The following is a 22,746-nucleotide window of genomic DNA, read 5'->3' on the forward strand; positions in this document are numbered from 1 at the left end:
CTCGACTGGGCGGGTTGGCGCATCAGCTGTGGCAGCAGCCATGGGGCTTGGCCTCTTCGTATTTATCGTGGTGCCGCACCCAATCCATGATCTCGTCTTCATTACGGCCCTTGGGCGTCAGGTCAAGGTAGTTGTAGGTGCCGACCAGGATGTCGAGGCCGCGGGCGTAGGTGGAGTAGGTGTGGAAGATGTCGCCGGCTTCGTCGCGATAGAAGACGCTCAGGCCGGGGAGTTCGCCTTCGGTGGTATCGGTTGTTTCGTAGTTGTAGGTGGCTTTTCCGGTGGCGGTGTCTTCGGCTTTGAAGCTGACGCCGAAGTCGTAGTTGAAGTCGCAGCCTTCGGACGAGACCCAATCGAAGGCCCAGCCCATGCGGCGTTTGAAGGGTTGGAATTCGGCGAAGGGGGCGCGGGAGACGGCGACCACGGCCACGTCGTGGTGGGCCAGGTGTTGGTTGGCGCCGTCGATGTGGTCGGAGAGGAAAGAGCAGCCCTGGCAGCCTTCTGTCCAACCAGGGCCGAACATGAAGTGGTAGATGATCAGTTGGCTGCGGCCGCCGAACAGGTCGGCCAGGCTCAGTTCGCTGTGGGGGCCTTGGAAGCGGTAGGGTTTGTCGATTTTGACCCAGGGCAGGGCGCGGCGTTCGGCGCTGAGTTTGTCTCGTTCGCGGGTGAAGGCTTTTTCGTGGGCCAGGTGTTGGCGGCGGGCGGCGAGCCATTCTTCCCGCGAGACGATTGGATGATTCTCTACGTTCATGGTGATTTCTCCTGTAGGCAGTTGCTCAAGTCGGCGCTTCATTCATTGGTCGTTTGGCCTGGGGTGAATTCGACACGCCGTTGGTCGGCTGGCGGGATGGCCTGTCCGCCAACCCGGCTGAACGGTGGCGTGGCGCCTCGGTCACAACCTAGGTAGGCATCTCACTCTTTAGAGGATGGACCAGGATGACGACTTATAACTGGGACTTGATCGAACGGTTGTTGCACGAAGTGCAGAACGGCGCTGGCCACAGTTTTACCCCTCGGCCCTATGCGGAGCAGTACGCGGCGGCAAAAGCGGCTGGCGGCGAGGAAATCGAGAACCTCGATCATCTGAAAGCAGTCGCTGGGGAGTATGAAAAGTTACTGCTGGAGCGTGGCTATATCGAGCCGCGGCCGGAGGAAGAGGGCGGCAACGGCGAGAATTTTGTGCTGACGCCGCGTGGCTCGCGGTTGTTGAGCCTGATCGACAGCAGCATTCCAGGCAATGATCATCCACGCGAGGTGTTGGATGAGCAGGAAGACGCGCTGGATGAGCTTACCTTTGATGATTTGGCTTCGAAGGCGCAGATTGCCTGACAGGCTGGCACTGAACACTGTGGGAGCAGGGCTTGTGTGGGAGCAAGGCTTGCCCGCGATAGCATCACCTCGGTTCACCTGATAGACCGAGTTGCCTGCATCGCGGGCAAGCCTTGCTCCCACACAAACTCGCTCCCACATTGGATCATCCACAGGATCTCAAGTGATTTTAAGAGCGTGCTGCCTTCAGGCACTTCAAGTCAGTGAAATCTTTCTTCACCCCGTCGATTTTCTTCAGCAGCCGTTCGCGCTGGGGCGGGGGGCTTTCGGCCATGAGGTCCACCAGCAGGCTGCGGGCTTGGGCTTCGGTTTTGCTGAAGGCCTCGCGGTAGGCGGGGGTCCAGAGGCTTTCGCGGTCGACCAGCAACTGTTCGATGCGTTTGGGGAAGTCGGGGTTGTGGCGTTGGGCCACGGCTTCGCTGAACTGGTTTTGCCAGTGGGCGCGGTTGGCGATCCATTGCTGGTTCTGGTCGCCGAGGGCGGTGGACCAGGCCATCACCCGTTGGCGCTGGGCGTCGTTGAGCGGGCCGAGCCAGTCGTCCAGGCGTTTGATCATGCGTTCGCTGCGTTGCTGGATCTGCTCCTGCAACGTCGGCTTGAGGTATTGCTGCTGGCGTTTGCGCTGATCCTTGACGAAAGCGGCGTCCATGTCATCGACTTGGTCGTCGCTCAGGCCTTGCAGCAGCTCGATGGCCGAGGGGGTGATTTCCCGGGCGGTTTCGGCGATGGCGGCCTTGGCCTCCCGGGTGCGCTGTTGTAGCGCCTCGTCAGTTACCTGGTTGGTCTGCACCATGGTCTTGAGGCGGTCCAGCCAGTCGAGGTAGCCGGGTAATTGGGTGGTGCAATGCCAGCTCAGGTGTTCCTTGAGGCGTTCGTTGAACCAGTCCTTTTTCTCGCCGTTGATCTCCAGGTAATCGTTGAGGGTCCAGGGGATGATCAGGTCGAGGTTGCGATAGGCCAGGCCGATGCGACTGCAGGCGGTGACGGCCAGCAACAGGGCGATGAACATGGCGGTGCGTGTCAACCAGCGCGACATGAGCGAGTCCTTGCGAAGGCGTAGATGCTTTGTTTGAGCATGGCAGGCGCGTGGCAGTTCAGCCGATCGAATAAGTAACGCTTAGTAAAAAGGATGGGCCATCTTGAGGGTCAGCAGGCTGTCGCATTCGCTGTTGTGGCCGGAGTACGCCGAGCAGCTGCTGCCGCTGAGGCTTGAGTCGCTGTAGATCAGGTCCAGGTCGATGCCCATCCAGGGGCGGGAAATTTTCAGTGACCAGTCGCTGAAACTGCCTACAGAACCGTTCTCGACCGAGACCGGTGTATTGAGTTGGTGGGTGGTGTATTTGGCGCTGATGCCAATGCCAAACGGCACGTTGCCGCCAAGATCGGCAAACAGTGTGCTGTTCTGTTTGTCCGGATCGTTGCTCAGGGCCGCGCCGAAACGGCTGCCGAGCACGGTCAGGCCGCCGTAGAACGCCTGGCTGTCGAGGGTATCGACGGTGGGGTAGCTGTAGTGGATCAGGCCGACTTCGTAACCGAGGGTCTGGTCGAAGGGTTGTTTAAAGCCCATGTAGGAATCGACTTCAAGATCGGCGGATAGGCCGGCGCTGGGTGACCACTGGCCGACGTACCAGCCGCTGTCGTGGCTCAGGTCAAGGCCGCCATGGAACGAACCGGTGCTCGACGGCGTGACCAGCCCCTGGGCCATGCTGCGGCTGGGGGTGGTGCCGAGCTTGAGGTCGAAGTCGCCGAGTTCGCGCTGGAATACCTGCCCGTGAGCGAGAGAACACGGCAGTAGGCTGGTCATCAGCAGGACAACAGGAATGCGCATGCTTCACTCCATGAAATAGCGAGGAGCAGGAACTAAGCTGAAAGGCTTGAGCTAGAGAGGTGCAAGCATACCGGCGAATGCTCGGCAGCGAAGGCCGTTCGTCGATTTTTGGGAAAAGGGTGGGGCGGGAAGGGTTCCAGTCCAAGCGCTTCGAAGCTCAAAGCGCTTTGGGACCAGGTGACGCGCGGGTTACTTCTTGCCCAGGCTGATCTGCTTGGACGGGCCGAAAGTCTGGCCGCTGACGCCTTTGGCAATTTGCTGGATCTCGCCGCCGGACTTGAGGAACGCAGCGATCTGGTCGTTGATCGACTCGCTGGTTTCAACGGCTGGAGCTGGCTTTGCTTTGCTGTTGGATGCTTTTACGCGCATGACGGCCATTAACCTGTAGATAATTAATTGGGCCAGGCATCGTACAGGAAATACTTGACAATTGCTTGGCAAATATCCTTCTGAATTATCGTTGTCGCGATGGAAATATTCAGCCGTTATCCGATAAATATTGCCCTAAGCCACTGTTTTAACTAACAACCGTGTGAAAAATATCGTGCCGATGGTGAGCGGTACGCACCGCCGCTCGCCTGACGAATGGCCGTGATCGTGGCGAAAACCCCGGAAAATCAAGGGTTGTGCCGGGCCTTGTCGGCAAACCGTGCCGGCGGCCACGAATCGCGCCGCAAAACCGGGTAGAATGCCGCCCACGCAATGAGGGTATTGGAAATGGCTTTAGTCGGGCGCTACAACAGTTTGCAAGTGGTTAAACACACTAACTTCGGTTTATATCTGGACGGCGGTGCGGACGGCGAAATCCTGCTACCCAACCGATATATTCCCAAGGATATTCCCAGCGAAGATGAAGATTGGCTCAATGTTTTCATTTATCTGGACAGCGACGACAAACTGATCGCCACCACGGAAAAACCCAAGGTTCAGGTGGGTGAATTTGCCAGCCTGAAAGTGGTTGAGGTCAATAGCATCGGCGTGTTCCTGGACTGGGGCCTGCCCAAGGACCTGTTGCTGCCGTATTCCGAAGAAAAGCGCCAGATGACCGCTGGCGAATATTGCGTGGTGCACGTCTACCTCGACAAGCACACCCGCCGCATCACCGCCACGGCGCGCCTGGATCGTTATCTGGACAAGACCCCGGCCAATTACGCGCCGGGCCAGGAAGTGGATTTGCTGGTCGCCGAAGCCACCGACATGGGGTTCAAGGCGATCATCAATAACAAGCACTGGGGCCTGATCCACAAGAATGAAATCTTCAAGTTCATGCGCGCCGGCAAACAGGAAAAGGGCTTCATCAAGGAAATCCGTCCGGACGGCAAGATCAGCCTGAGCCTGCAGCCCGTTGGCCAGGAGGCCGCCACCAGCCTCAACGCCAAGATCCTCGCCAAGTTGCGTGAGAACAACGGCACCCTGGCGGTCAGCGACAAGAGCGACCCGGTGCTGATCAGCAGCCTGTTCGGCGTGAGCAAGGGCAACTTCAAGAAGGCCATTGGTGCGCTGTACAAGAATGGTCAGATTGTCATTCATGCGGATCGCATTGAATTGAGCTGATCGGACGCAGAATCCTGGGCTTGTGAATCTTTTGGATCAGTGGTCAGTGGTCAATGATCCAGTGGCTTGTGACCTTGTGACCTTGTGACCTTGTGGCGAGGGAGCTTGCTCCCGCTGGCCTGCGCAGCGGGCCCCGGCGTTCTCCCTGACATACTGTGGTGAAAAAACACTGTGGGGGCTGCTCCGCAGCCCAGCGGGAGCAAGCTCCCTCGCCACGGGTGCTCATCTCTGTATACAAATCCCTGCACCTTTAGCATGCATTCACGCCCTGTTCGTGGGCGCATGCCTGCTCCTGCTCGATCTTAATCCCCGCTACACACCCCGGTTTGTCTCACATTCCACGCCTATGGCACGCATTCTGCGTAGCAACGCGTATACAAACCATGCCGGCTCCCGTGCGCAGGATGGTGAGCAGGTCGATACGGGGGCACGGTGGTACTCAAAAGGAGCCCCGCAATGTCCGAGCAATTGCCCAACGGCTACAGCCCCCGCCTCTATAACCAGGACCTGGGCCCGCTGCCGCAGAAATGGAATTGGTACAACATCTTCGCGTTCTGGATGAGTGATGTGCACAGTGTGGGCGGCTATGTGTTCGCCGCCAGCCTGTTCGCCTTGGGCCTGGCGAGTTGGCAGGTGTTGATCGCGTTGCTCGGCGGGATCTGCATTGTGCAGTTGATCGCCAACCTCGTCGCCAAGCCGAGCCAACAGGCGGCAGTGCCTTATCCCGTCATTTGCAGGCTGGCGTTCGGCGTGTTCGGGGCGAATATTCCTGCGGTCATTCGCGGCTTGATCGCGGTGGCTTGGTACGGCATTCAGACATACCTGGCGTCCAGTGCGCTGATCATCGTGGTGCTGCGGTTTTTTCCTTCGATGGAAGTCTACGCGACGCCGCATTTTGCCGGTTTGTCCTACCTGGGCTGGTTCGGTTTCCTCAGCTTGTGGTTCGTCCAGGCGCTGGTGTTCTGGACCGGCATGGAGTCGATCCGTCGTTTCATCGACTGGGCCGGACCGGTGGTGTACGCGGTGATGTTCCTGTTGGCCGGCTGGATCGTGTGGAAGGCCGGTTGGAGCAATATCAGTTTCACCCTGGCGGAAAAGTCCTTGTCCGGCTGGCAGGCGTTCGGCCAGGTGATCGTGGCCACGGCCCTGGTGGTGTCGTACTTTTCCGGCCCGACCTTGAATTTCGGTGATTTCAGCCGTTACTGCCGGAGTATGTCTGACGTGCGCAGGGGCAATTTCTGGGGGCTGCCGGTGAATTTCCTGGCGTTCTCCCTGGTCACCGTGGTGATTGTTTCCGGAACCTTGCCGGTGTTCGGTGAAATGCTCCACGATCCGATCGCCACCGTGGCGCGCATCGACAACGACGTGGCCGTCCTGCTGGGTGCCTTTGCCTTCGTGACCGCCACCGTCGGCATCAACATTGTCGCCAACTTCGTCTCTCCGGCGTTCGACTTCGCCAACGTCGCCCCCAGCAAGATCAGTTGGCGCGCCGGCGGCATGATCGCGGCGGTGGCATCGATTTTCATCACGCCGTGGAACCTGTTCAACAACCCCGAAGTGATCCACTACACCCTGGACGTGCTGGCAGCGTTCATCGGCCCGCTGTTCGGGATTCTGCTGGTGGATTACTACCTGATCAAAAAACAGCAGATCGACGTCGATGCGCTGTTCAATGACGGGCCGAGCGGGCGTTATTACTACAGCGGCGGCATCAACTGGACCGCAGTCAAGGCGTTGATCCCGGCGACGCTGATGGGTGTGGCGATCACCTTCACGCCGCTGCTGCAACCGATGGCCAACTTCGCCTGGTTCACCGGTTGCTTCCTCGGCGGGGTGTTGTATTTCGTCTTGGCCCTGCGAGAGCCTACCGTGCAGTCGAGCAAAGCGTTCAGTCCGGCCGGCCAGGCCTGATCAACGCAGAGCGGTCTGGGCGCAAGGGCCCACCGCGTCCCGGCTGGCGGGCCGCAGCAACAGGCCGCCAGCCAACAGCAGGCCGCTGCCGGCAATGATCAGCGCCGGTTGCAGGCCGCCACTGAAATGGCTGCTCAGCGCCGCCAGCAGTGGCCCGCTGAGTTGGCCCACGGCAAAGCAGGCGGTCAGCAGGCCGGCGTTGCGCTGGGTGGCGTGGGGCGCCAGTTCCCGGGAGCGCAGCATCACCAGTTGCATGCAGGCCAGGAACGGCGCACCACACAGGATCACCCCCAACGCCAGTCCCGGCCCACTGCCCAGCAGGCAGGCAAATACCCCAGCGGCTTGCAGCCAGAGCGTACCAATCAACCAGCGACCGGTGCTGTTCGGGTTCGGCCGCCGCAGGCTGACCAGCAACACGCCAGTGGCGGCGGCCAGGCCGAAGCAGGGCCAGAACAGGTCCGCCAGCCATTGTCCGTGGAACTGCGCCGAGGCCATTTGTGACAGGAACGTGGCCGGAATGATGTAGCCCACGCCGTACAGGGCGTACACCACGCCCAGTCGAGCGATGCCACGATTCGGCGAGGAGGTGACCGGCGCGGCAACGGTTGCGGTTGCGGTTGCGGTTGCGGCGGGTTGCGGCAGGATCGGCAACATCACCAACAACATCGCCAGCGCCACGCCGGCGTACACCAGCCACAGGGTCGCAGAGGTGTGGCCCAGCAGGTTCGAGCCCAACGCTAATAAACCTGTCAGAAAAATTCCCAACCCAGGGCCGGCAAACACCAGGGCACCGAGCCGTGGCCGTTCCGCCGCCGCAGCCAAGGGTTGGCTCAAGGCGGTGATCATCACCATCACCCAGGCGCTCGCCACGCCGGTGCCGAAGCGCAGCGCCAGGTGCGGCCAGAAGCCCCAGGCCCAGAACGACGCGAGGGTCAGCAGCACGCACAGCCACAGGCCGCCGAGCAACCGCCGCCGTACCTGTTCCGCACGCCGGGCGAACATCGCGTCCAGCGCGCCGAGGAAATAGCCCAGGTAGTTGGCGGCGGCAATCAGACCGGCGGCGGTCAAGTCGACCTGACCTTCGCCGATCAAATGAGGTAACTGCGGTGTGAGGGCGAAGCGGCCGATGCCCATGGCCATCATCAACGCGATGAAACTGCCGAGCAGGCGAATTAGAGGTGACATGGTCGTTCTCCGGGTGTCGGGGCGAATGACCGTCAGGCTAGGATCGATTGACTTTCATTAAAAATGAATAATAGTGAGCAACTTGTTCTTTTTTGGAGAAGGTCTTGGAGTTCAGTCAATTAAGAATTTTCCAGGCCGTGGCCGAGGAAGGTTCGATCACCCGGGCGGCCGAGCGTTTGCACCGGGTGCCCTCGAACCTGTCGACCCGGCTTAAGCAACTCGAAGAGCAGTTGGGCGTGGACCTTTTCCTAAGAGAGCGTCAGCGCTTGCAGTTGTCGCCTGCGGGAAAAGTCCTGCTGGACTATGCAACCAAGCTCTTCGCCCTGCATGACGAAGCCCACGCAGCGGTGCAGGGCGGGCAGCCGGCCGGGGATTTCCTGTTGGGCACGATGTACAGCACGGCGGCGACGCATTTGCCGGACTTGCTGGCGGCGTATCACCGGACGTATCCGGCGGTGAACCTGCAAGTGCAGTCGGGGCCCAGTGGTGAACTGCTTGAAGGCCTGCTCACCAATCGGCTCGATGCGGCGTTGGTGGACGGACCGTTGGAGTTGGCGGGGCTGGATGGCGTGCCCTTATGCGACGAGCGGTTGGTGCTGATCACCGAGGCCGATCACCCGCCGGTGCGCAGTGCACTGGATGTGCAAGGCCGAGCGGTGTTCACGTTCCGCCGTGGTTGCTCATACCGGATGCGCTTGGAAGCCTGGTTTGCCCATGATCACGCGACCATGGGCCGGGCGATGGAAATCGAGTCTTACCAGGGGATGCTGGCGTGTGTGATCGCCGGGTCCGGGGTGGCGTTGATGTCCGAGTCAATGCTGGCCAGCCTGCCGGGCCGCGAGCGGGTGACGGTGCATCCGCTGGCCGAGCCGTTCGCCAGCGCCACCACCTGGCTGATGTGGCGCAAAGGCATGGTCGGGGCCAACCTGAATGCCTGGATCGAATTGCAACAACAGGCGTGGCCGCGAGCGCCAATGATCACGGCGCAATCGGCTTGAACTCCGGGAGGTGGATTTGGATCAATTCAGTAACAGATCATTGCAAACTGAGACGAGCATTGCGTAGAACATCGGACTATTATCAGTGCGAAGGGGCCACAGAAATCTGCCGCTCGCACCACCCTGAGGGGGCACCACGATGAAAGAGAAAATTCAGAACTGGCTTCACGACTTGGGTGTCGCGCTTGGCCTGATCGAGCCGCCGATGCAACCGATACCGATCCGCACCGATGACGAGCAACGCCGCCGCCAACCGCGCCGCCGGTAAATACACCAGGAACTTGGAGAGATCGCAGTTCCGGACCATTTCAATTGAGATGGCCCGGAACTGCGATCTTTTTATTGGTGGCGTAAACCCCTGTGGCGAGGGAGCAAGCTCCCTCGCCACAGGGGATGTGTTGCAAAAAGGGGCATGGCCACCGACGCCATGCCTCTTGAAGAAATCTGTCTCCGTGCTCGATCAAACCGCCTTGGCCACCACGTTCGACCTGGGCGACAGCAAGCTCACCAGCACAAAACTCACCAGCGCCACGCTCAGGCTGTAGTAGATCGGCGTGTTCGCATCCAGTCCGTCCTTGAACATGAAGAACAGCGCGGTCACGAAGCCCAGCGACATGCTGGTGATCGCGCCGGCGGTGGTGGCACGCTTCCAGTAGATGGCGCCGATCAGCGGGATCAGCATGCCGCCCACCAACAGGTTATAGGCCAAGGTCAGGGCGCTGATGACGTCGCTGACCAGCAGGGCGATCACCAGGACCACCGCACCCATCAGCAGGGTGGCGATGCGGTTCTCGTGGACGTCGCCACTGCCGCTTTCACGGCCCTGACGCAGGCGGGGCAACAAATCCTGGACCACCGTGGTGGACGCGGCGAGCAGGCCCGCCGCGGCGGTGGACATCAAGGCCGCCAGGGCCGCAGCGATCACCAATCCACGAATGCCATTGGGCAGGCTGGTCTGCACCACGCTGGCGAAAGCGTTGTTGACGTTCTCCAGATCCGGCAGCAACACCTTGGCCGCCATGCCGATCAACGCTCCAGCCAGGCCGTACAGCACGCAGTACAGGCCGGCGGCGGTGCCGGCGACTCTGGCCACGCCTTCGCTGCGGGCGGTGAACACCCGCTGCCAGATGTCCTGGCCGATGAAGATGCCGAAAAAGTAGATCAGGAAGTAGGTGAGGATGGTGTCCCAGCCAATCGCGGTGAAGTCGAAGTAGCTGGCCGGCAAGGCTGCCACCATCGCGTCCCAGCCGCCGGCATCGCCGATGGACATCGGCATCAGCAGGAACACCAGGCCAATGGTCATGATCAGGAATTGCACGATGTCGGTGAGGGTCAGCGACCACATGCCGCCAATGGTGGAATACAGCACCACCACGCCACCGCCCACCAGGATCGACACCCAGAACGGCAGGCCGAACAGCACCTGCATCACGGTGCCGATGGCGATGGTCGAGGTGGCGCCGATCATCAGTGCATAAACCAGCATGATCAGCGCACTGGCCTGGCGCGCGGCCGGGTTGTAGCGGCGCTCCAACACTTGGGTCACGGTGTAGATCTTCAGTTTGAGCAACGGCTTGGCGAGGAACAGGCTCAGGCCGACGATGCCCAGGCCGATGGCGCCGCACAGCCAGAATCCGGAAATGCCATGGACGTAGCCCAGGCGCACGGTGCCGATGGTCGATGCGCCGCCCAGCACGGTGGCGGCCATGGTGCCCAGGTAGAAGCCCGGGCCGAGGTTGCGCCCGGCGACCAGGTAGTCGTCACGGGTTTTGGCGCGGCGCATACCGTACCAGCCAAGGGCGATCATGCCGGTGGCGTAGATGAGAACGACGATTAAGTCCAAAGCCATGGTGGCGTGTCTCCGATTGTCTTTTTTATGTACGGGACGAAGTGCTGCTGTCCCTGGCGAACGAGTCTTTGTGGCGAGGGAGCTTGCTCCCGCTCGACTGCGCAGCAGTCGTCGCTTATCGGTTCAGAAACTTGGGGGGCTGCTGCGCAGCCCAGCGGGAGCAAGCTCCCTCGCCACGGGTATTTTTCAGTCAGGCGGTCTGCCGGAGCTCTGATTTAGCAAGCGGCGCTGTGCTCCGCGGATCCTGCGGCCCATACACCGCCGCCGGCTCTGGAAACAGCCCCAACAACGCCAGGTACACCACCGAGGCCAGGCCCAGGGTCACCGGCAGGCTGATGTCGATCCCGCCGGCCAGTTCCCCCAGCGGCCCGACGAACTGCCCTGGCAGGTTGACGAAGCACAACCCCACCAGCGCGCTGGGGATCCACGCCCCCAGGCCACGCCAGTTCCAGCCGTGGCTGAACCAGTAGCGCCCGCCGGTTTCGCCGCGGGTGAACACTTGCAGGTCGTCCGGGCAGTAGAAGCCGCGGCGCACCAGCAGGCCGATGATCATGATCACCATCCAGGGTGTGGTGCAGGTGATGATCAGCACGGCGAAGGTCGACACGCTCTGCACCAGGTTCGCCGCGAAGCGCCCGATGAAGATGAAGGCAATCGACAGCACGCCGATCAGCAGCGTCGCCTTGACCCGCGACAGCAGCCGTGGGAACACGCTGGACATGTCCAGCCCGGTGCCATACAGCGACGTGGTGCCGGTGGACATGCCGCCGATCACCGCGATCAGGCACACCGGCAGGAAGAACCACCCCGGCGACACCGCCAGCAGCCCGCCCACGTAGTTATTGGCCGCGATGTAGTCCGGCGCCTTGATCGCCACGATGGTGGCGGTGGCGAGGCCGAACAGGAACGGGATCAAGGTCGCCAACTGCGCCGCGATCACCGCCAGCATGATGCGGCGCTTGGGCGTGTTGCGGGGGATGTAGCGCGACCAGTCACCGAGGAACGCACCGAAGGAAATCGGGTTACTCATGGCCACCAGCGCCGCGCCGATAAACGCGGCCCAGAAGCCCGGCTGGCCGAGGCTGACCGTGCCGGCGAACTGGCTGTCAAAGGTCGGTGCGAAGGCGAAAATCCCCAGCAGGAACAGCAGGCTGGCAGCCCACACGGCGATGCGGTTGACCCACAGCATGAAGCGGAAGCCGTAGATACACACCGTCAGCACCAGAAGGGCGAACAGGCCGTAGGCCAGGCCCAGGCTCAAGTCGGTTTCCGGCACGCCGATCAGCCGTTTGGCGCCGCCGATCAATGCATCGCCCGAACTCCACACCGACAGTGAGAAAAACGCGATGGCGGTCAGCAACGAGAGGAACGAGCCGACGATTCGCCCGTGCACGCCGAAATGCGCACCGGAAGATACCGCGTTGTTGGTGCCGTTGAGCGGGCCGAACAGGCCCATCGGCGCGAGAATGATCGAACCCACCAACACGCCCAGCACAATCGCCCAGACCCCGGCCTGGAAGGACAGGCCGAACAGCACCGGAAAACTGCCGAGCACGGCGGTGGCAAAGGTATTGGCACCGCCGAAGATCAGGCGAAACAGGTCGCCCGGGCCGGCGCTGCGTTCGTGGTCCGGGATCTGTTCGACCCCGTTGGTTTCAATCTGCGTAAGGCTTTTATCGTTATTGTTATGCATGATCTGCTCCGATCATCGAGGCGCATTCATCGTTGTGAATGTCGCCTGTGGCTAAGGGGGTGGCAGCCCTTCCGGCATTGCGGACAAATGTTCATGACAGGCCAGCCATAGGCCTTGTTGTTCTTGGCGAAACACAATGGTTTCGCGCTCCTGGCTAATGTGAAGCTCCCCTTGCATGCGCAGCTCGGTGGCCACGTCATGGATGAAAATCGCCACGTCCCCTTGCAGGCTGACGAAGGCGTTGCTCGAGGTGCAGCTCAGCACCTCGAAGCCATCCTCGGACCGCCAGCGATCCCACAACGCCTGATAGGCATCGCGCGACAGCAGGGGTTGTTCTAGTGTCCGGTCTCACAAATACTGTTCCTTTTTGACGGCGTCTGTTGTCGCCATGCTGCGTTGCCGCTCCTCGCCATAGCGGGCTATGACTCGTCGCGGCGCCTTGCCTGACGACAACAGCCACTCGTCAAAAAGGAACGTATTTGTGAGACCGGACACTGGGTGTGGAACACAAAACTCGCATCGGCCGTAAACGCGCCGAAGTAGGCGTCGCGGTCATTGCGGGCGAAGGCCGTCACCAGTTTTGCGGCGGCCTCGAGTACCTGATCTCGATGGCTCATGGCGGCGCCTCAGCGATGAACCACGCCAGGGAGTACGCAGAGCATCTCGTACAGCAGGTTGGCGCCCAGCAGCGAGGTGTTGCCGGTGGTGTCGTACGGCGGCGAGACTTCTACCAGATCGCAACCGACCAGGTCGAGGCCCTGGCAGCCACGGACGATTTCGATCGCCTGGATGGTGGTCAGGCCACCGATTTCCGGGGTGCCGGTGCCGGGCGCCCAGGCCGGGTCGATGCCGTCGATGTCGAAACTCAGGTACACCGGGCCGCCGCCGACTTTCTCGCGCACTTCGGCCATCAACGGCGCCAGGGATTTGTGCCAGCACTCTTCGGCCTGGACTACGCGAAAGCCCTGGTTGCGGCTCCAGTTGAAATCATCGGCGGTGTAGCCCTGGGCCCGCAGGCCGATCTGCACCACGCGGTCGCAATCGAGCAGGCCTTCTTCCACGGCGCGGCGGAAAGTGGTGCCGTGGGCGATTTTCTCGCCGAACATGTGGTCGTTCACATCGGCATGGGCGTCGATGTGCACCAGGCCGACCTTGCCGTGTTTCTTGTGGATGGCTCGCAGTATCGGCAGGGTGATGGTGTGGTCGCCGCCCAGGGTCAGGGGGATGACATTGTGTTCGAGGATCTTGTGGTACGACTCTTCGATGATCCGCACCGCGTCCAGCAGGTTGAAGGTGTTGATCGCCACGTCACCGATGTCCGCCACTGACAGCGAGTCGAACGGTGCGGCGCCGGTGGCCATGTTGTAGGGGCGGATCATCACGGATTCGGCACGGATTTCCCGCGGCCCGAAACGGGTCCCGGCGCGCAGGGAGGTGCCGATGTCCAGCGGCACGCCGACGAAAGCAGCGTCCAGGCCGGCAGCGGTTTGCACATGGGGGAGTCGCATCATGGTGGCGATACCGCCGAAGCGCGGCATTTCGTTGCCGCCCAGTGGTTGGTGAAGAATCTTGTCCACGGGTAGGGCCTCATCGTTTGTTTTATTTATCAGGGGCCGATTCTGCGAAAAGCCTTGGCGGTGAAGAATCGCTGGCGGCAAATACTTAGTTCAGATTTTTCTAAACTAATGGCGGGTGGGGCGATAAACTCGCGATTGATATGTTGAGGTTAAATGGTGGGTGCAAGCCTGTGGGAGCAAGGCTTGCCCGCGATGAGGTTCATGCGGTTTCCTCTGGAACCGAGGCGCCTGTATCGCGAGCAAGCTTTGCTCCCACAGATAAATTCCCTCGCCACAAAGTTTGCAGTGTCCTGTTTGTAATTCGGAGACCCCCATGGCCAACGCTCTACCCGACCTGAAACTGCTGCGCATTTTCGTCAGCGTGGTCCGGCACCAGGGGTTCGCCAATGCCCAGCACGAGCTCAACCTCTCCACCTCGGCCATCAGCACTTATATGAGCCAACTGGAATCGGCCCTGGGCCTGGTCCTCTGTCATCGCGGCCGGGGTGGGTTCAGCCTGACCAGCAAGGGTGAGTTGTTCCATCAGGAAACCTTGCGCCTGTTGGGTGAGCTCGAAGGGTTCGAGCAATACGCGGCTGCGCTCAAGGGCGAACTGCGCGGCACGCTGAACCTGGGCGTGATCGACTCGACAGTGAGCGACACGGCCTTGCCGTTCGCCGAAGCCATCGGTGCCTACAGCCAGGAACATCCGGCGGTGCATTTGCATCTGTCGGTCCTGAGCCCTTACGAGCTGCAACTCGGTGTGCAGGACAATCGTCTGGACTTGGCCATCGGTGCGTTTTCCACGCGCATGAGCGGGTTGGTCTACATGCCGCTGTACCGTGAGCAGCACTGGTTGTATTGCAGCAATCGCCACCCGCTGTTCAACGAGCGGCGCATCCCCGAACAGGTCATCACCCAGCAGCGCATGGTCGGACGCGGTTACTGGAGCCAGGCCGAGCTGGCTCGTCATGGCTTCAAGCACAGTGCGGCGACGGTCGAGAGCATGGAAGCGCAGTTGATCCTGGTGTTGTCCGGTGCCTACGTCGGTTATTTGCCTGAGCACTATGCCCAGGCTTGGGTCGACAAGGGCGACTTGCGCGTGCTGTTGCCGGCGACCTTCGGTTATCAGGCGCCGTTTTCGATGATCGTGCGCCGTGGCCGCAGCCGCGAGCCATTGATCCAGACTTTCCGTGATTTGCTCAAAGCTCAACTGAACCAGGCCTGACCATGTCCAGAATCCAATGCCCGCGCTGCCAACGACCGCAAAGCCATTGCTTGTGCCCGTTGATCCCCAGCCTCGACAGCCGCACCCGGGTCTTGCTGTTGCAACATCCCAGTGAAGTGAACCACGCCTTGAACACCGCCCGCTTGGCGGCGTTGGGGCTGCGCAATGCCGAGCTGATGGTGGGCGAGGTGTTCGAGGATCTGCCGCGGTTGCTCAATCAACCGGGTTATCAGGCGCGGTTGTTGTTTCCCGCTGACGATGCGCAGCCGCTGCATACCTACGGGCCGTCCGATGAGCCGCTGCTGTTGGTGGTGCCCGATGGCACCTGGCGCAAGGCGAGAAAACTGCTGCACCTCAATCCGCTGCTGGCGGCGCTGCCGAGGGTGACGTTGGCTAACGGTGGCGTGTCCCGTTATCGCTTGCGCAAGGCGCCGGGGCCGGGGGCATTGTCGACGGTGGAGGCGATAGTCCAGGCGTTGCAGGTGCTTGAGGCGCCGACGAGTTTCGAGCCGCTGCTGAAACCGTTCGAAGCGTTGATCGAGGGGCAGATCGCGGCGATGGGGGAGGAGACGTTTCGGCGTAATCATGCTGAAAAATAAGTCGTGACTGTGCTGGCCTCATCGCGAGCAGGCTCGCTCCCACAGTTGATCTCCAGTGCATGCAAAATCTGCTAACACCACAGAACCAATGTGGGAGCGAGCCTGCTCGCGATAGCGGGAGAGCAATCAAAGAAAGTCTCAGCTCAAGGCCTATCGCTCGCGCATCGCCTCGGTCCGCGCCTTCAACACCGGCTTGAGCAAGTAATCCAACACACTTTTCTCCCCGGTGATGATGTCCACCGTCGCCACCATCCCCGGAATGATCAGCAGCGGTTTTGCATCCCCACCCAAGTGGTTTTTATCGGTCCGCACCTGGATCAGGTAAAAACTGTTGCCCTTGTCATCGGTGATGGTGTCGGCGCCAATCAGTTCGAGCTTGGCGCTCAGCCCGCCATAGATCGTGTAGTCGTAGGCGCTGAACTTGACCATGGCTTTCTGGCCAGGGTGCAGGAACGCCACGTCCTGGGGGCGGACCTTGGCTTCGATCAGCAGGTTGTCTTCCAGAGGCACGATTTCCACCATGTCGTTGCCCGGCTGCACCACGCCGCCGATGGTATTGACCTTCAATTGCTTGATCACCCCATGCACCGGCGAGACCACGGTGGTGCGGGTCACGCGGTCGTCGATGGCGATGCTCGAGGCGGTGATTTTCGACAGTTCGGTGCGTTTCTCGTTGAGGTCCTTGGCCGCCTCGGAACGGAAGGTCTGTTCCGATTCGTCGATCTTGCTCTTGATCTCGTTGATCGCCGATTCGGCCCGGGGAATCGCCAGGGTGGTGGCGTTGAGCGAACCGCGGATTTCCACCGCGCTGCGCTTGAGCCGCAGGATCTCCACTGGCGATACCGCCCCGGTGCGCACCAGCGGCGCGGACATGTTCATTTCTTCTTGCAGCAAGGCCAGGGCGGAACTGAACTGGCCTTGCTTGGAGCGAAACTCCGCCAGTTCCTGGGTCTTCTGCCGCAGTTGTTCGGTCAGGGTCCGTTGCTCGCTGGCCAGGCGTCGCTGGCGTTGTTCGTACAGCGAGCGCTCGTCCTCGGCCACTTGCGGGGCCTTGGCGGTGACCTCTGCCGAGAGCGCGAACGGCCGCCCTTCAGCCTCGGCCGACAGGCGCTCGACCTGGGCGGTCAGGGCATAGCGGTCAGCCTCGCTCTCGCCCTTGTTCGACAGGAATCGCGTGTCATCGAGGCGCAGCAGGGTGTCGCCCTTGTTCACCATCTGGCCTTCGCGCACGAAAATCTCGGTGACGATGCCGCCCTCCAGGTTCTGGATCACCTGGATCTTGCTCGACGGAATCGCCTTGCCTTCGCCGGTGGTGACTTCCTGCAAGACCGCAAACTTCGCCCAGACCAACCCGGTGACGATCAACCCGGCGGCCAGCCACACGGTCACCCGCGAGCGCCGGGGCGAATCCTGCAGCGTGGCGCCGACGGTTTCCGGCATGAACTCGCTTTCGGCGCTTTTGCTGAAACTGCCGAAGTAGCTTCGGGCGGCTGAATCCGGTGTTTGAGCAGACATGGGGCGGTACCCGTTGGTTAAGTGAAAAGAGCTGGGTGCTGCTTTTAAGTAAAAGAGCTGGGTGCTGCTTTTTGTGGCGAGGGAGCTTGCTCCCGCTCGGCGGCGAAGCCGTCGCAAAACCTGCCGGCGCGGTCCGCCTGATACAACCGGGGGAATGGCCCTTGGGGCTGCTTCGCAGCCCAGCGGGAGCAAGCTCCCTCGCCACAGGGGTATGTGTCGGCCTCTAAACCGCCGCGGAGCCCACCCGTCCCTTGCGCAGTGCATCGATCACCGCGTCCTTCGGCCCGTCCGCCACGATCCGGCCGTTATCCAGCACCACCAAGCGGTCCACCAGGCTCAGCATCGAGGTGCGGTGGGTGACCAGCAGCACGGTCTTGCCTTGTACGTGGGTGTGAAGCTTCTGGCGCAAGACGTCTTCGCTGCTGTTGTCCATGGCGCTGGTGGGTTCGTCCAGCAGCAGGATCGGCGGGTCGAGCAACAGGGCCCGGGCCAGCAGCACGGCTTGGCGCTGACCGCCGGACAGCAGTTGCCCGCGCTCGCCCACCGGGCGGTCGAACCCCTGGGGGTGCTGGCGCGCCAGTTCGGTGACGCCGGTCAGCTCCGCCACTTCGAGCATGCGCGCGTCGCTGATGTAGCGCGCACCGAGGGTGAGGTTGTCCCGCAGGCTGCCGGCCAGCAGCGGCAGGTCATGGGCGACATAGCCGATCTGTTGGCGCAGGTCGGCGACGTCCAGTTGCCGCAAGTCCAGGCCGTCGAGCAGCAACTGGCCTTCCTCCGGTGCGTAGAAGCCCATCACCAGGCGCGCCAGGGTGCTCTTGCCCGAGCCACTGCGGCCAATGATCCCGACCCGTTCGCCGGGCTTGAGGCTGAAACTGATATTGGCCAGTGCCGGGGCGCTCTGGCCGTTGTAGTGGAACGTCACGCCGCTGACGTCCAGCGCGCCCTGCAATTGGGTGCGCTCAAGGGGCCGCTGCTTGGCGTCACGCTCCTGGGGCAGGGCCATCAGGGCATCGGTGCTGCGCATGGTGAGCTGGGCTTGCTGGTAGCGGGTGATCAGCCCGGCGATTTGCCCGAGCGGTGCCAATACCCGGCTGCCGAGCATGTAGGTCGCCACCAGCGCGCCGACGCTGAGATTGCCGGCAATGATGCTGTAGACCCCGGCGACGATGGTCGCCATGCCCGCCAGTTGTTGCAGGAACAAGGTGCCGTTGGTCGCCAGCGCCGAAAGGTTGCGCGCATGGCTGTCCAGGCGGGTGAGGGCGCCGTGGGTGCTTTCCCATTGGTGCTGGCGCTCGCTTTCGGCGCTGCAAGCCTTGAGGGTTTCCAGGCCGCCGAGGGTTTCGATCAGCAGGGCCTGACGCTGGGCGCCCAGGGCCAGGCTTTTTTCCACGGTGTCGCGCAGGCGTGCCTGGATGATCATGGCGAAGACAATGGTGATCGGAAATGCGATCACGGGAATCACCACCAGCCAGCCGCCCAACAGGCCGATCACCACCAGCATCAGCAGGGCGAAGGGCAGGTCGATGAGGCTGGTGAGCGTCACCGCCGTGAGGAATTCGCGCAGGCCCTGGAAGTCGTGGATGCTCTGGGCGAAGCCGCCGATGGTCACCGGTTTGGCCTTCATCGCCATGCCAGTGATGCGTTCGAACAAAGTCGCGGAGAGAATCACGTCGGTTTTCTTGCCGGCGGTGTCCAGCAGATGGGCGCGCACCACCCGCAGCACCAGTTCGAAACCGGTGCCGATCAGCAGCCCCACGGCCAGCACCCATAAGGTCGACGTGGCCTGGTTCGGCACCACGCGGTCGTAGGTCTGCATCACGAACAGCGGCACCATCAGGCCCAGCAGGTTGATCAGGAAACTCGCCAGGATCGCGTCGCTGTACAGCCAGCGCGACAGTTTCAAGGTGTCGCGAAACCACGCCTCGACCCTGGGCACCAGCGGGGCGCGCAGGTCTTCGAGTTCATGGCGCGGCCGGGCGAATAGCGCCTGGCCGCTGTAATCGGTGGTCAGTTCCTCGCGGCTGACCCATTGTTCGCCGCCATCGGCCTCGCTGGGGAGGATCAGCGCCTTGCCGTCCTCGCCCCAGCGCCGCAGTACCGCGCAGCGGCCCCCCGCCAGGATCAGCATCACCGGCAAATTCAGTGCTGAGATGTCCGCCAGCTCACGCCGCAATAGTCGCGCCTGCAAGCTCGCCCGGGCCGCTGCGCGGGGCAGCAGGTCCAGGCTCAAGCGTTGGTGCGCCATAGGAAGCCCGGCGCTGAGGCTGGCGCGACTGACCGTCGCGCCATGGAGTTTGCAGAGGATCAACAGGCCGTCCAGCAACGGATCATCGAAGTTCAGGCGCGGATCGGCGCCGGGGATTACCGGTTCCATGCGGGTCATGCTGATCACTCCCACTGGATTACTTCAGTTCCGGCAGCCGTGCCTGGTTCTTGACCTCGGTCTGCGCGACCGCATCGGCCGGCAGCACGATCCGCTGTTTGTGCAGCAGCAGGCCCATGTTTGCCAGCACCCGGTACATCGAGTACTCCTCGGTGTAACGCACTTCGGTGTAGCGACGGTTGGCGTTGTACAGCTCGTTTTCGCTGTCGAGCAGGTCGAGCAGCGTGCGCTGGCCGAGGCCGAACTGATCCTGATAGGCGGCGCGTACACGGGCAGTGGTGTCGGCGTATTCGCGGGCGGTCGGGGTCTGTTTGCGGGCGTTGAGCATCGCGTTCCAGGCCAGGCGCGTGTCTTCGTTGAGCTGGCGCAGGGCATTGTTGCGGATGTCCATGGCCTGGTTGATCTGGTGGGCGTTGGAGGCCAGTCGCGCCTTGTCGCTGCCACCGCGGAACAGGTTGTAGTTCATCACGACGCCGACCCGCCAGTTGTTGTCGTGGCCTTCTTCGCCGCCGAGGTTGTTATTGGCGCCCACCGCCGCTTCGGCATCGAAGCGCGGGTAGAACGGCGACTTTGCCACTTCGTATTGGCTTTCGGCGGACTGTATGTCGGCCTGGGCCGATTTCAGATACGGGTTGTTGTCCACCATGCTTTGCTGGGCTTCGCGCAGGTCGGCGGGGATTTCGCCTTTGGTGGACGCTGGGGTCTCCAACTCATCGGGCATGCGCCCGACCACGCTGTAGAAGTTCGCTTCGGCGTCGGCCAGGTCAACCTGGGCGGTGTCGTAGTTGTTTTCCGCCAGGGCCCGACGAGCATTGGACTGGTCGGAGTCGGCTGTGCTGCCCACCCCTCGCTCGGTGCGCAGGCCGATCTGGTCGTTGACCCGCAGGTGCGCCTGCAGGTTGTTCTTGGCCAGGGTCACCAGTTCGCGACGCTTGAGCACTTCCAGGTAGACCTCGATGGTGCGCAGCGCCAGATCCTGGGCGGTGCCCTGGGCGTAATAAGCCCGGGAATTGACCACGCCCTGGGTGCGCTGCACTTCATTGGCGGTGTTGAACCCGTCGAAGATCATCTGCCGCAGGCGCAGCTCCGATTGGGTGTAGGTCAGGATATTGGTGTGATGGTTGCCCAGCGCCCGGGTGTTGGTGTTGTCGCTGTAGCCACGGCCATAACCGGCATTGAGATCCACCGACGGGAAAAAGCCCCCCCGGGCGACTTTGACGTCTTCATTGGCCGACAGGCGGCTGTCCACCCGTTGTGCCAATTCCGGGTGCGTCGCGATGGTGCTCTGGATCGCTTCGGTCAAGGACATGGCCTGCGCCTGAGAAGAGCAGGCCATGGCCAGCAAAACCGCGCTGCAGAGGGGGGTTAGAACGCGCATGGGGTGCATCTCCTGAGGTCTGTAGTGCTTCGTTGTCGCCAATTTATTGACGTATTTAAGATCAAAACCGTTTCAACCTTGTAACAACACAGCTAAGAACATCCTGCGCAAAACCTAAGAAGAATTTCTCATAACGCTTATTCCAAAAAAAACTTATGTGCTTGAAAAAAACCGGCACATTGTTCAAAGCGAAAGCCTTTGAATCTGCGGGTTCTGACGGATTTTAGGCGTCAATAAAAGTTCCATTCAGATTTTCAAGCGATGTGAAGAAGTGCCGAAAAGGCGATGGTTGAGGCGGTTATGGGTGACGGTTTTTTGTCGTTTTGGCGAATTGCCAGCACCTTCTGCTTTCACGAAAGCTGGCAGATTTTCCAGCTTTTTCGGGTCGCCAAACTGAGGACGGATTCTTCACCCACACAGGTGCCGACTGCGGTCGGCAACGGAGGAAATGCACATGGCAGCGCTCATCGGTATCGTCAGCAAAGTGGTCGGGCAAGTTTTCGCGGAGGCGGCTGGTGGCCTGCGGCGGCCGCTGGTCGAAGGCGATCGGCTCTATGCCGGCGAACACTTGGTCACCGGTGCCGAGGGGGCCGTGGCTGTCCAGTTGCAGAACGGCCAAACGTTGACCCTGGGCCGCGAAAGCAACCTGACCCTGACACCGCAGCTGCTCGCCAACCAGGCGCCTCATGTCGACACGCCTGACGCGGCGGCACCGAGTGACGCGCAACTGACCGATGTGCAAAAGCTGCAGCAAGCCATCGCCGCTGGTGCCGACCCGACGCAGACCGGCGAAGCCACGGCCGCCGGACCCGAAGGGGGCAACCCGGGTGGCGTAGGTGGTGGGCACAGTTTTGTGCTGCTGGAAGAAGTCGGCGGGGAGGTCGATCCGTTGATCGGTTTCCCGACGGCCGGGTTCAACGGGATTCCTGAGTTTCCACAACTGCGCCTGGCCGGTGACCCGGATAACACTGGCGACGATGCAACCGTGCCACCGGTCGTCCCTGAAACCCCGGACAACCCCGTGACCCTCGACGGTGTGACCGTCGAGGGCGGCGAACTGACCACCAACGAGGCCAATCTGGCCGATGGTTCGGCCAGCAATCCGGGGGCGCTGGTGCAAAATGGCACCTTCACGGTGTCCGCGCCTGACGGGCTGAACAGCCTGAGCATCGGCGGCATCAACGTGATCAGCGGTGGTGTGCCCGCAGGCTTCCCCCAAACCATCACGTCGGCGCTGGGCAACACCTTGACCATCACCGGTTATAACCCGGCTACAGGTGTGGTCAGTTATACCTACACGCTGACGGACAATGAAACCCATCCTGCCGGCGGCGGTGCGAATAGCATTACTGAACAGTTCCCGGTAGTGGCCGTCGACACCGACGGCGACACGGCCACGGGCACCCTGGACGTCAACATCACCGATGACGTGCCCCAGGCGATTGACGACAGCCACGCCAACACGGCGTCGGAAACCTTGGTCAGCCTCACCGGCAACGTATTGCCCAACGACCACCAAGGCGCCGACCGGATCCCTACCGGCCCCGACAGCGGGCCGATCATTGGCGGGACCTTCACCGGCACCTACGGCACCTTGGTGCTCAACCCCAACGGCACGTACACCTACACCCTGAACACCAGCGACCCGCAGTTTGTCGCGTTGCAGGGCGGGGGCAGCGGCACTGAGACGTTCACCTACACCTTGACCGACGTTGACGGCGACACCAGCACCGCGAA

The 22,746-nt window shown here is 61.7% G+C and carries 19 protein-coding genes and 2 pseudogenes; 8 read left to right on the forward strand and 13 right to left on the reverse strand.

The annotated features are described in order from the left end of the window. Positions 1–22 precede the first annotated feature (22 nt). Complete coding sequence (locus J3361_RS22880) at positions 23–754, reverse strand: thioredoxin family protein (RefSeq protein ID WP_207966435.1); 732 nt, start codon at positions 752–754, stop codon at positions 23–25. 185 nt (positions 755–939) lie between these two features. Here J3361_RS22880 and J3361_RS22885 point away from each other — a divergent pair, with 185 nt between their 5' ends. Next, positions 940–1,332: a transcriptional regulator gene (locus J3361_RS22885; RefSeq protein ID WP_207966436.1), complete on the forward strand. Its 393-nt coding sequence runs from the start codon at positions 940–942 to the stop codon at positions 1,330–1,332. A gap of 169 nt (positions 1,333–1,501) precedes the next feature. Here J3361_RS22885 and J3361_RS22890 read toward each other — a convergent pair whose 3' ends face one another. From J3361_RS22890 to J3361_RS22900, 3 genes are all read right to left on the reverse strand, one after another. Then, positions 1,502–2,368, reverse strand: coding sequence for a DUF6279 family lipoprotein (locus J3361_RS22890; RefSeq protein ID WP_207966437.1), 867 nt, complete (start codon positions 2,366–2,368; stop codon positions 1,502–1,504). Positions 2,369–2,449: 81 nt separating this feature from the next. Beyond that, a complete protein-coding gene (locus J3361_RS22895) occupies positions 2,450–3,160 on the reverse strand; it encodes a TorF family putative porin (RefSeq protein WP_207966438.1) in 711 nt (236 codons plus the stop codon). Positions 3,161–3,349: 189 nt separating this feature from the next. Then, the gene (locus tag J3361_RS22900; RefSeq protein WP_018607615.1) at positions 3,350–3,538 is read right to left on the reverse strand and encodes a hypothetical protein; all 189 of its coding nucleotides are present in this window, start codon (positions 3,536–3,538) and stop codon (positions 3,350–3,352) included. Between the two features lie 339 nt (positions 3,539–3,877). Between J3361_RS22900 and J3361_RS22905 the strand changes: the two genes are divergently transcribed. Together J3361_RS22905 and J3361_RS22910 are read left to right on the forward strand one after the other, a co-directional pair. Further along, positions 3,878–4,714 carry a S1-like domain-containing RNA-binding protein gene (locus tag J3361_RS22905; RefSeq protein WP_207966439.1) on the forward strand — a complete coding sequence of 279 codons (837 nt, stop codon included), beginning with the start codon at positions 3,878–3,880 and terminating at the stop codon, positions 4,712–4,714. A gap of 456 nt (positions 4,715–5,170) precedes the next feature. Further along, positions 5,171–6,625, forward strand: coding sequence for an NCS1 family nucleobase:cation symporter-1 (locus J3361_RS22910; protein ID WP_207966440.1), 1,455 nt, complete (start codon positions 5,171–5,173; stop codon positions 6,623–6,625). Here the strand turns inward: J3361_RS22910 and J3361_RS22915 are convergent, their stop codons facing one another. Further along, on the reverse strand, positions 6,626–7,810 hold the full coding sequence (locus J3361_RS22915) for an MFS transporter (protein ID WP_207966441.1): 1,185 nt from the start codon (positions 7,808–7,810) through the stop codon (positions 6,626–6,628). Between the two features lie 104 nt (positions 7,811–7,914). Between J3361_RS22915 and J3361_RS22920 the strand changes: the two genes are divergently transcribed. Both J3361_RS22920 and J3361_RS29735 read left to right on the forward strand, forming a co-directional pair. Then, entirely contained in the window at positions 7,915–8,808 is an 894-nt protein-coding gene (locus tag J3361_RS22920) for a LysR family transcriptional regulator (RefSeq protein WP_207966442.1), read from the forward strand. Between the two features lie 139 nt (positions 8,809–8,947). Then, positions 8,948–9,076, forward strand: a complete 129-nt coding sequence (locus tag J3361_RS29735) for a PA1414 family protein (RefSeq protein WP_256222727.1) — start codon at positions 8,948–8,950, stop codon at positions 9,074–9,076. A 192-nt stretch (positions 9,077–9,268) separates the two neighbouring features. Here the strand turns inward: J3361_RS29735 and J3361_RS22925 are convergent, their stop codons facing one another. The 5 genes and pseudogenes from J3361_RS22925 to speB form a co-directional block, all read right to left on the reverse strand. Further along, positions 9,269–10,657 (reverse strand): sodium:solute symporter, encoded by a 1,389-nt coding sequence (locus J3361_RS22925; RefSeq protein WP_207966443.1) that lies wholly within the window; start codon positions 10,655–10,657, stop codon positions 9,269–9,271. Positions 10,658–10,847: 190 nt separating this feature from the next. Beyond that, on the reverse strand, positions 10,848–12,353 hold the full coding sequence (locus tag J3361_RS22930) for a cytosine permease (protein WP_207966455.1): 1,506 nt from the start codon (positions 12,351–12,353) through the stop codon (positions 10,848–10,850). 48 nt (positions 12,354–12,401) lie between these two features. After that, a pseudogene (locus J3361_RS22935) lies at positions 12,402–12,692 on the reverse strand (nuclear transport factor 2 family protein); the annotation flags it as partial. Positions 12,693–12,847: 155 nt separating this feature from the next. Further along, a pseudogene (locus tag J3361_RS29590) lies at positions 12,848–12,967 on the reverse strand (DUF4440 domain-containing protein); the annotation flags it as partial. A gap of 9 nt (positions 12,968–12,976) precedes the next feature. After that, complete coding sequence (gene speB / locus J3361_RS22940; protein WP_207966444.1) at positions 12,977–13,927, reverse strand: agmatinase; 951 nt, start codon at positions 13,925–13,927, stop codon at positions 12,977–12,979. Positions 13,928–14,240: 313 nt separating this feature from the next. Between speB and J3361_RS22945 the strand changes: the two genes are divergently transcribed. Together J3361_RS22945 and J3361_RS22950 are read left to right on the forward strand one after the other, a co-directional pair. Continuing rightward, positions 14,241–15,134 (forward strand): LysR family transcriptional regulator, encoded by an 894-nt coding sequence (locus J3361_RS22945; protein WP_186704621.1) that lies wholly within the window; start codon positions 14,241–14,243, stop codon positions 15,132–15,134. A gap of 2 nt (positions 15,135–15,136) precedes the next feature. Then, positions 15,137–15,733: a DTW domain-containing protein gene (locus J3361_RS22950; protein ID WP_207966445.1), complete on the forward strand. Its 597-nt coding sequence runs from the start codon at positions 15,137–15,139 to the stop codon at positions 15,731–15,733. Between the two features lie 150 nt (positions 15,734–15,883). Here J3361_RS22950 and J3361_RS22955 read toward each other — a convergent pair whose 3' ends face one another. The 3 genes from J3361_RS22955 to J3361_RS22965 form a co-directional block, all read right to left on the reverse strand. After that, entirely contained in the window at positions 15,884–17,248 is a 1,365-nt protein-coding gene (locus tag J3361_RS22955; protein WP_207966446.1) for an HlyD family type I secretion periplasmic adaptor subunit, read from the reverse strand. Between the two features lie 223 nt (positions 17,249–17,471). Continuing rightward, entirely contained in the window at positions 17,472–19,631 is a 2,160-nt protein-coding gene (locus J3361_RS22960; protein ID WP_207966447.1) for a type I secretion system permease/ATPase, read from the reverse strand. A gap of 19 nt (positions 19,632–19,650) precedes the next feature. Next, the gene (locus J3361_RS22965; protein WP_207966448.1) at positions 19,651–21,009 is read right to left on the reverse strand and encodes a TolC family outer membrane protein; all 1,359 of its coding nucleotides are present in this window, start codon (positions 21,007–21,009) and stop codon (positions 19,651–19,653) included. 454 nt (positions 21,010–21,463) lie between these two features. Between J3361_RS22965 and J3361_RS22970 the strand changes: the two genes are divergently transcribed. After that, positions 21,464–22,746, forward strand: a 1,283-nt coding sequence (locus J3361_RS22970; protein WP_207966449.1) for a retention module-containing protein, incomplete at its 3' end; no start/stop codon positions are given.

It is taken from the genome of Pseudomonas sp. OA65 (genome assembly GCF_017498305.1).
Lineage (GTDB): Bacteria > Pseudomonadota > Gammaproteobacteria > Pseudomonadales > Pseudomonadaceae > Aquipseudomonas > Aquipseudomonas zanjanensis.

What these genes read in the sequence shown, in the direction of transcription:
- J3361_RS22885 (WP_207966436.1), top strand. Translation starts at nt 940, where the DNA reads ATGACGACTTATAACTGGGACTTGATCGAACGGTTGTTGCACGAAGTG.
- J3361_RS22895 (WP_207966438.1), bottom strand. Translation starts at nt 3,160, where the DNA reads ATGCGCATTCCTGTTGTCCTGCTGATGACCAGCCTACTGCCGTGTTCT.
- J3361_RS22910 (WP_207966440.1), top strand. Translation starts at nt 5,171, where the DNA reads ATGTCCGAGCAATTGCCCAACGGCTACAGCCCCCGCCTCTATAACCAG.
- J3361_RS22905 (WP_207966439.1), top strand. Translation starts at nt 3,878, where the DNA reads ATGGCTTTAGTCGGGCGCTACAACAGTTTGCAAGTGGTTAAACACACT.
- J3361_RS22880 (WP_207966435.1), bottom strand. Translation starts at nt 754, where the DNA reads ATGAACGTAGAGAATCATCCAATCGTCTCGCGGGAAGAATGGCTCGCC.
- J3361_RS22950 (WP_207966445.1), top strand. Translation starts at nt 15,137, where the DNA reads ATGTCCAGAATCCAATGCCCGCGCTGCCAACGACCGCAAAGCCATTGC.
- J3361_RS22925 (WP_207966443.1), bottom strand. Translation starts at nt 10,657, where the DNA reads ATGGCTTTGGACTTAATCGTCGTTCTCATCTACGCCACCGGCATGATC.
- J3361_RS29735 (WP_256222727.1), top strand. Translation starts at nt 8,948, where the DNA reads ATGAAAGAGAAAATTCAGAACTGGCTTCACGACTTGGGTGTCGCGCTT.
- J3361_RS22890 (WP_207966437.1), bottom strand. Translation starts at nt 2,368, where the DNA reads ATGTCGCGCTGGTTGACACGCACCGCCATGTTCATCGCCCTGTTGCTG.
- J3361_RS22960 (WP_207966447.1), bottom strand. Translation starts at nt 19,631, where the DNA reads ATGACCCGCATGGAACCGGTAATCCCCGGCGCCGATCCGCGCCTGAAC.
- J3361_RS22945 (WP_186704621.1), top strand. Translation starts at nt 14,241, where the DNA reads ATGGCCAACGCTCTACCCGACCTGAAACTGCTGCGCATTTTCGTCAGC.
- J3361_RS22955 (WP_207966446.1), bottom strand. Translation starts at nt 17,248, where the DNA reads ATGTCTGCTCAAACACCGGATTCAGCCGCCCGAAGCTACTTCGGCAGT.
- J3361_RS22900 (WP_018607615.1), bottom strand. Translation starts at nt 3,538, where the DNA reads ATGGCCGTCATGCGCGTAAAAGCATCCAACAGCAAAGCAAAGCCAGCT.
- J3361_RS22965 (WP_207966448.1), bottom strand. Translation starts at nt 21,009, where the DNA reads ATGCGCGTTCTAACCCCCCTCTGCAGCGCGGTTTTGCTGGCCATGGCC.
- J3361_RS22915 (WP_207966441.1), bottom strand. Translation starts at nt 7,810, where the DNA reads ATGTCACCTCTAATTCGCCTGCTCGGCAGTTTCATCGCGTTGATGATG.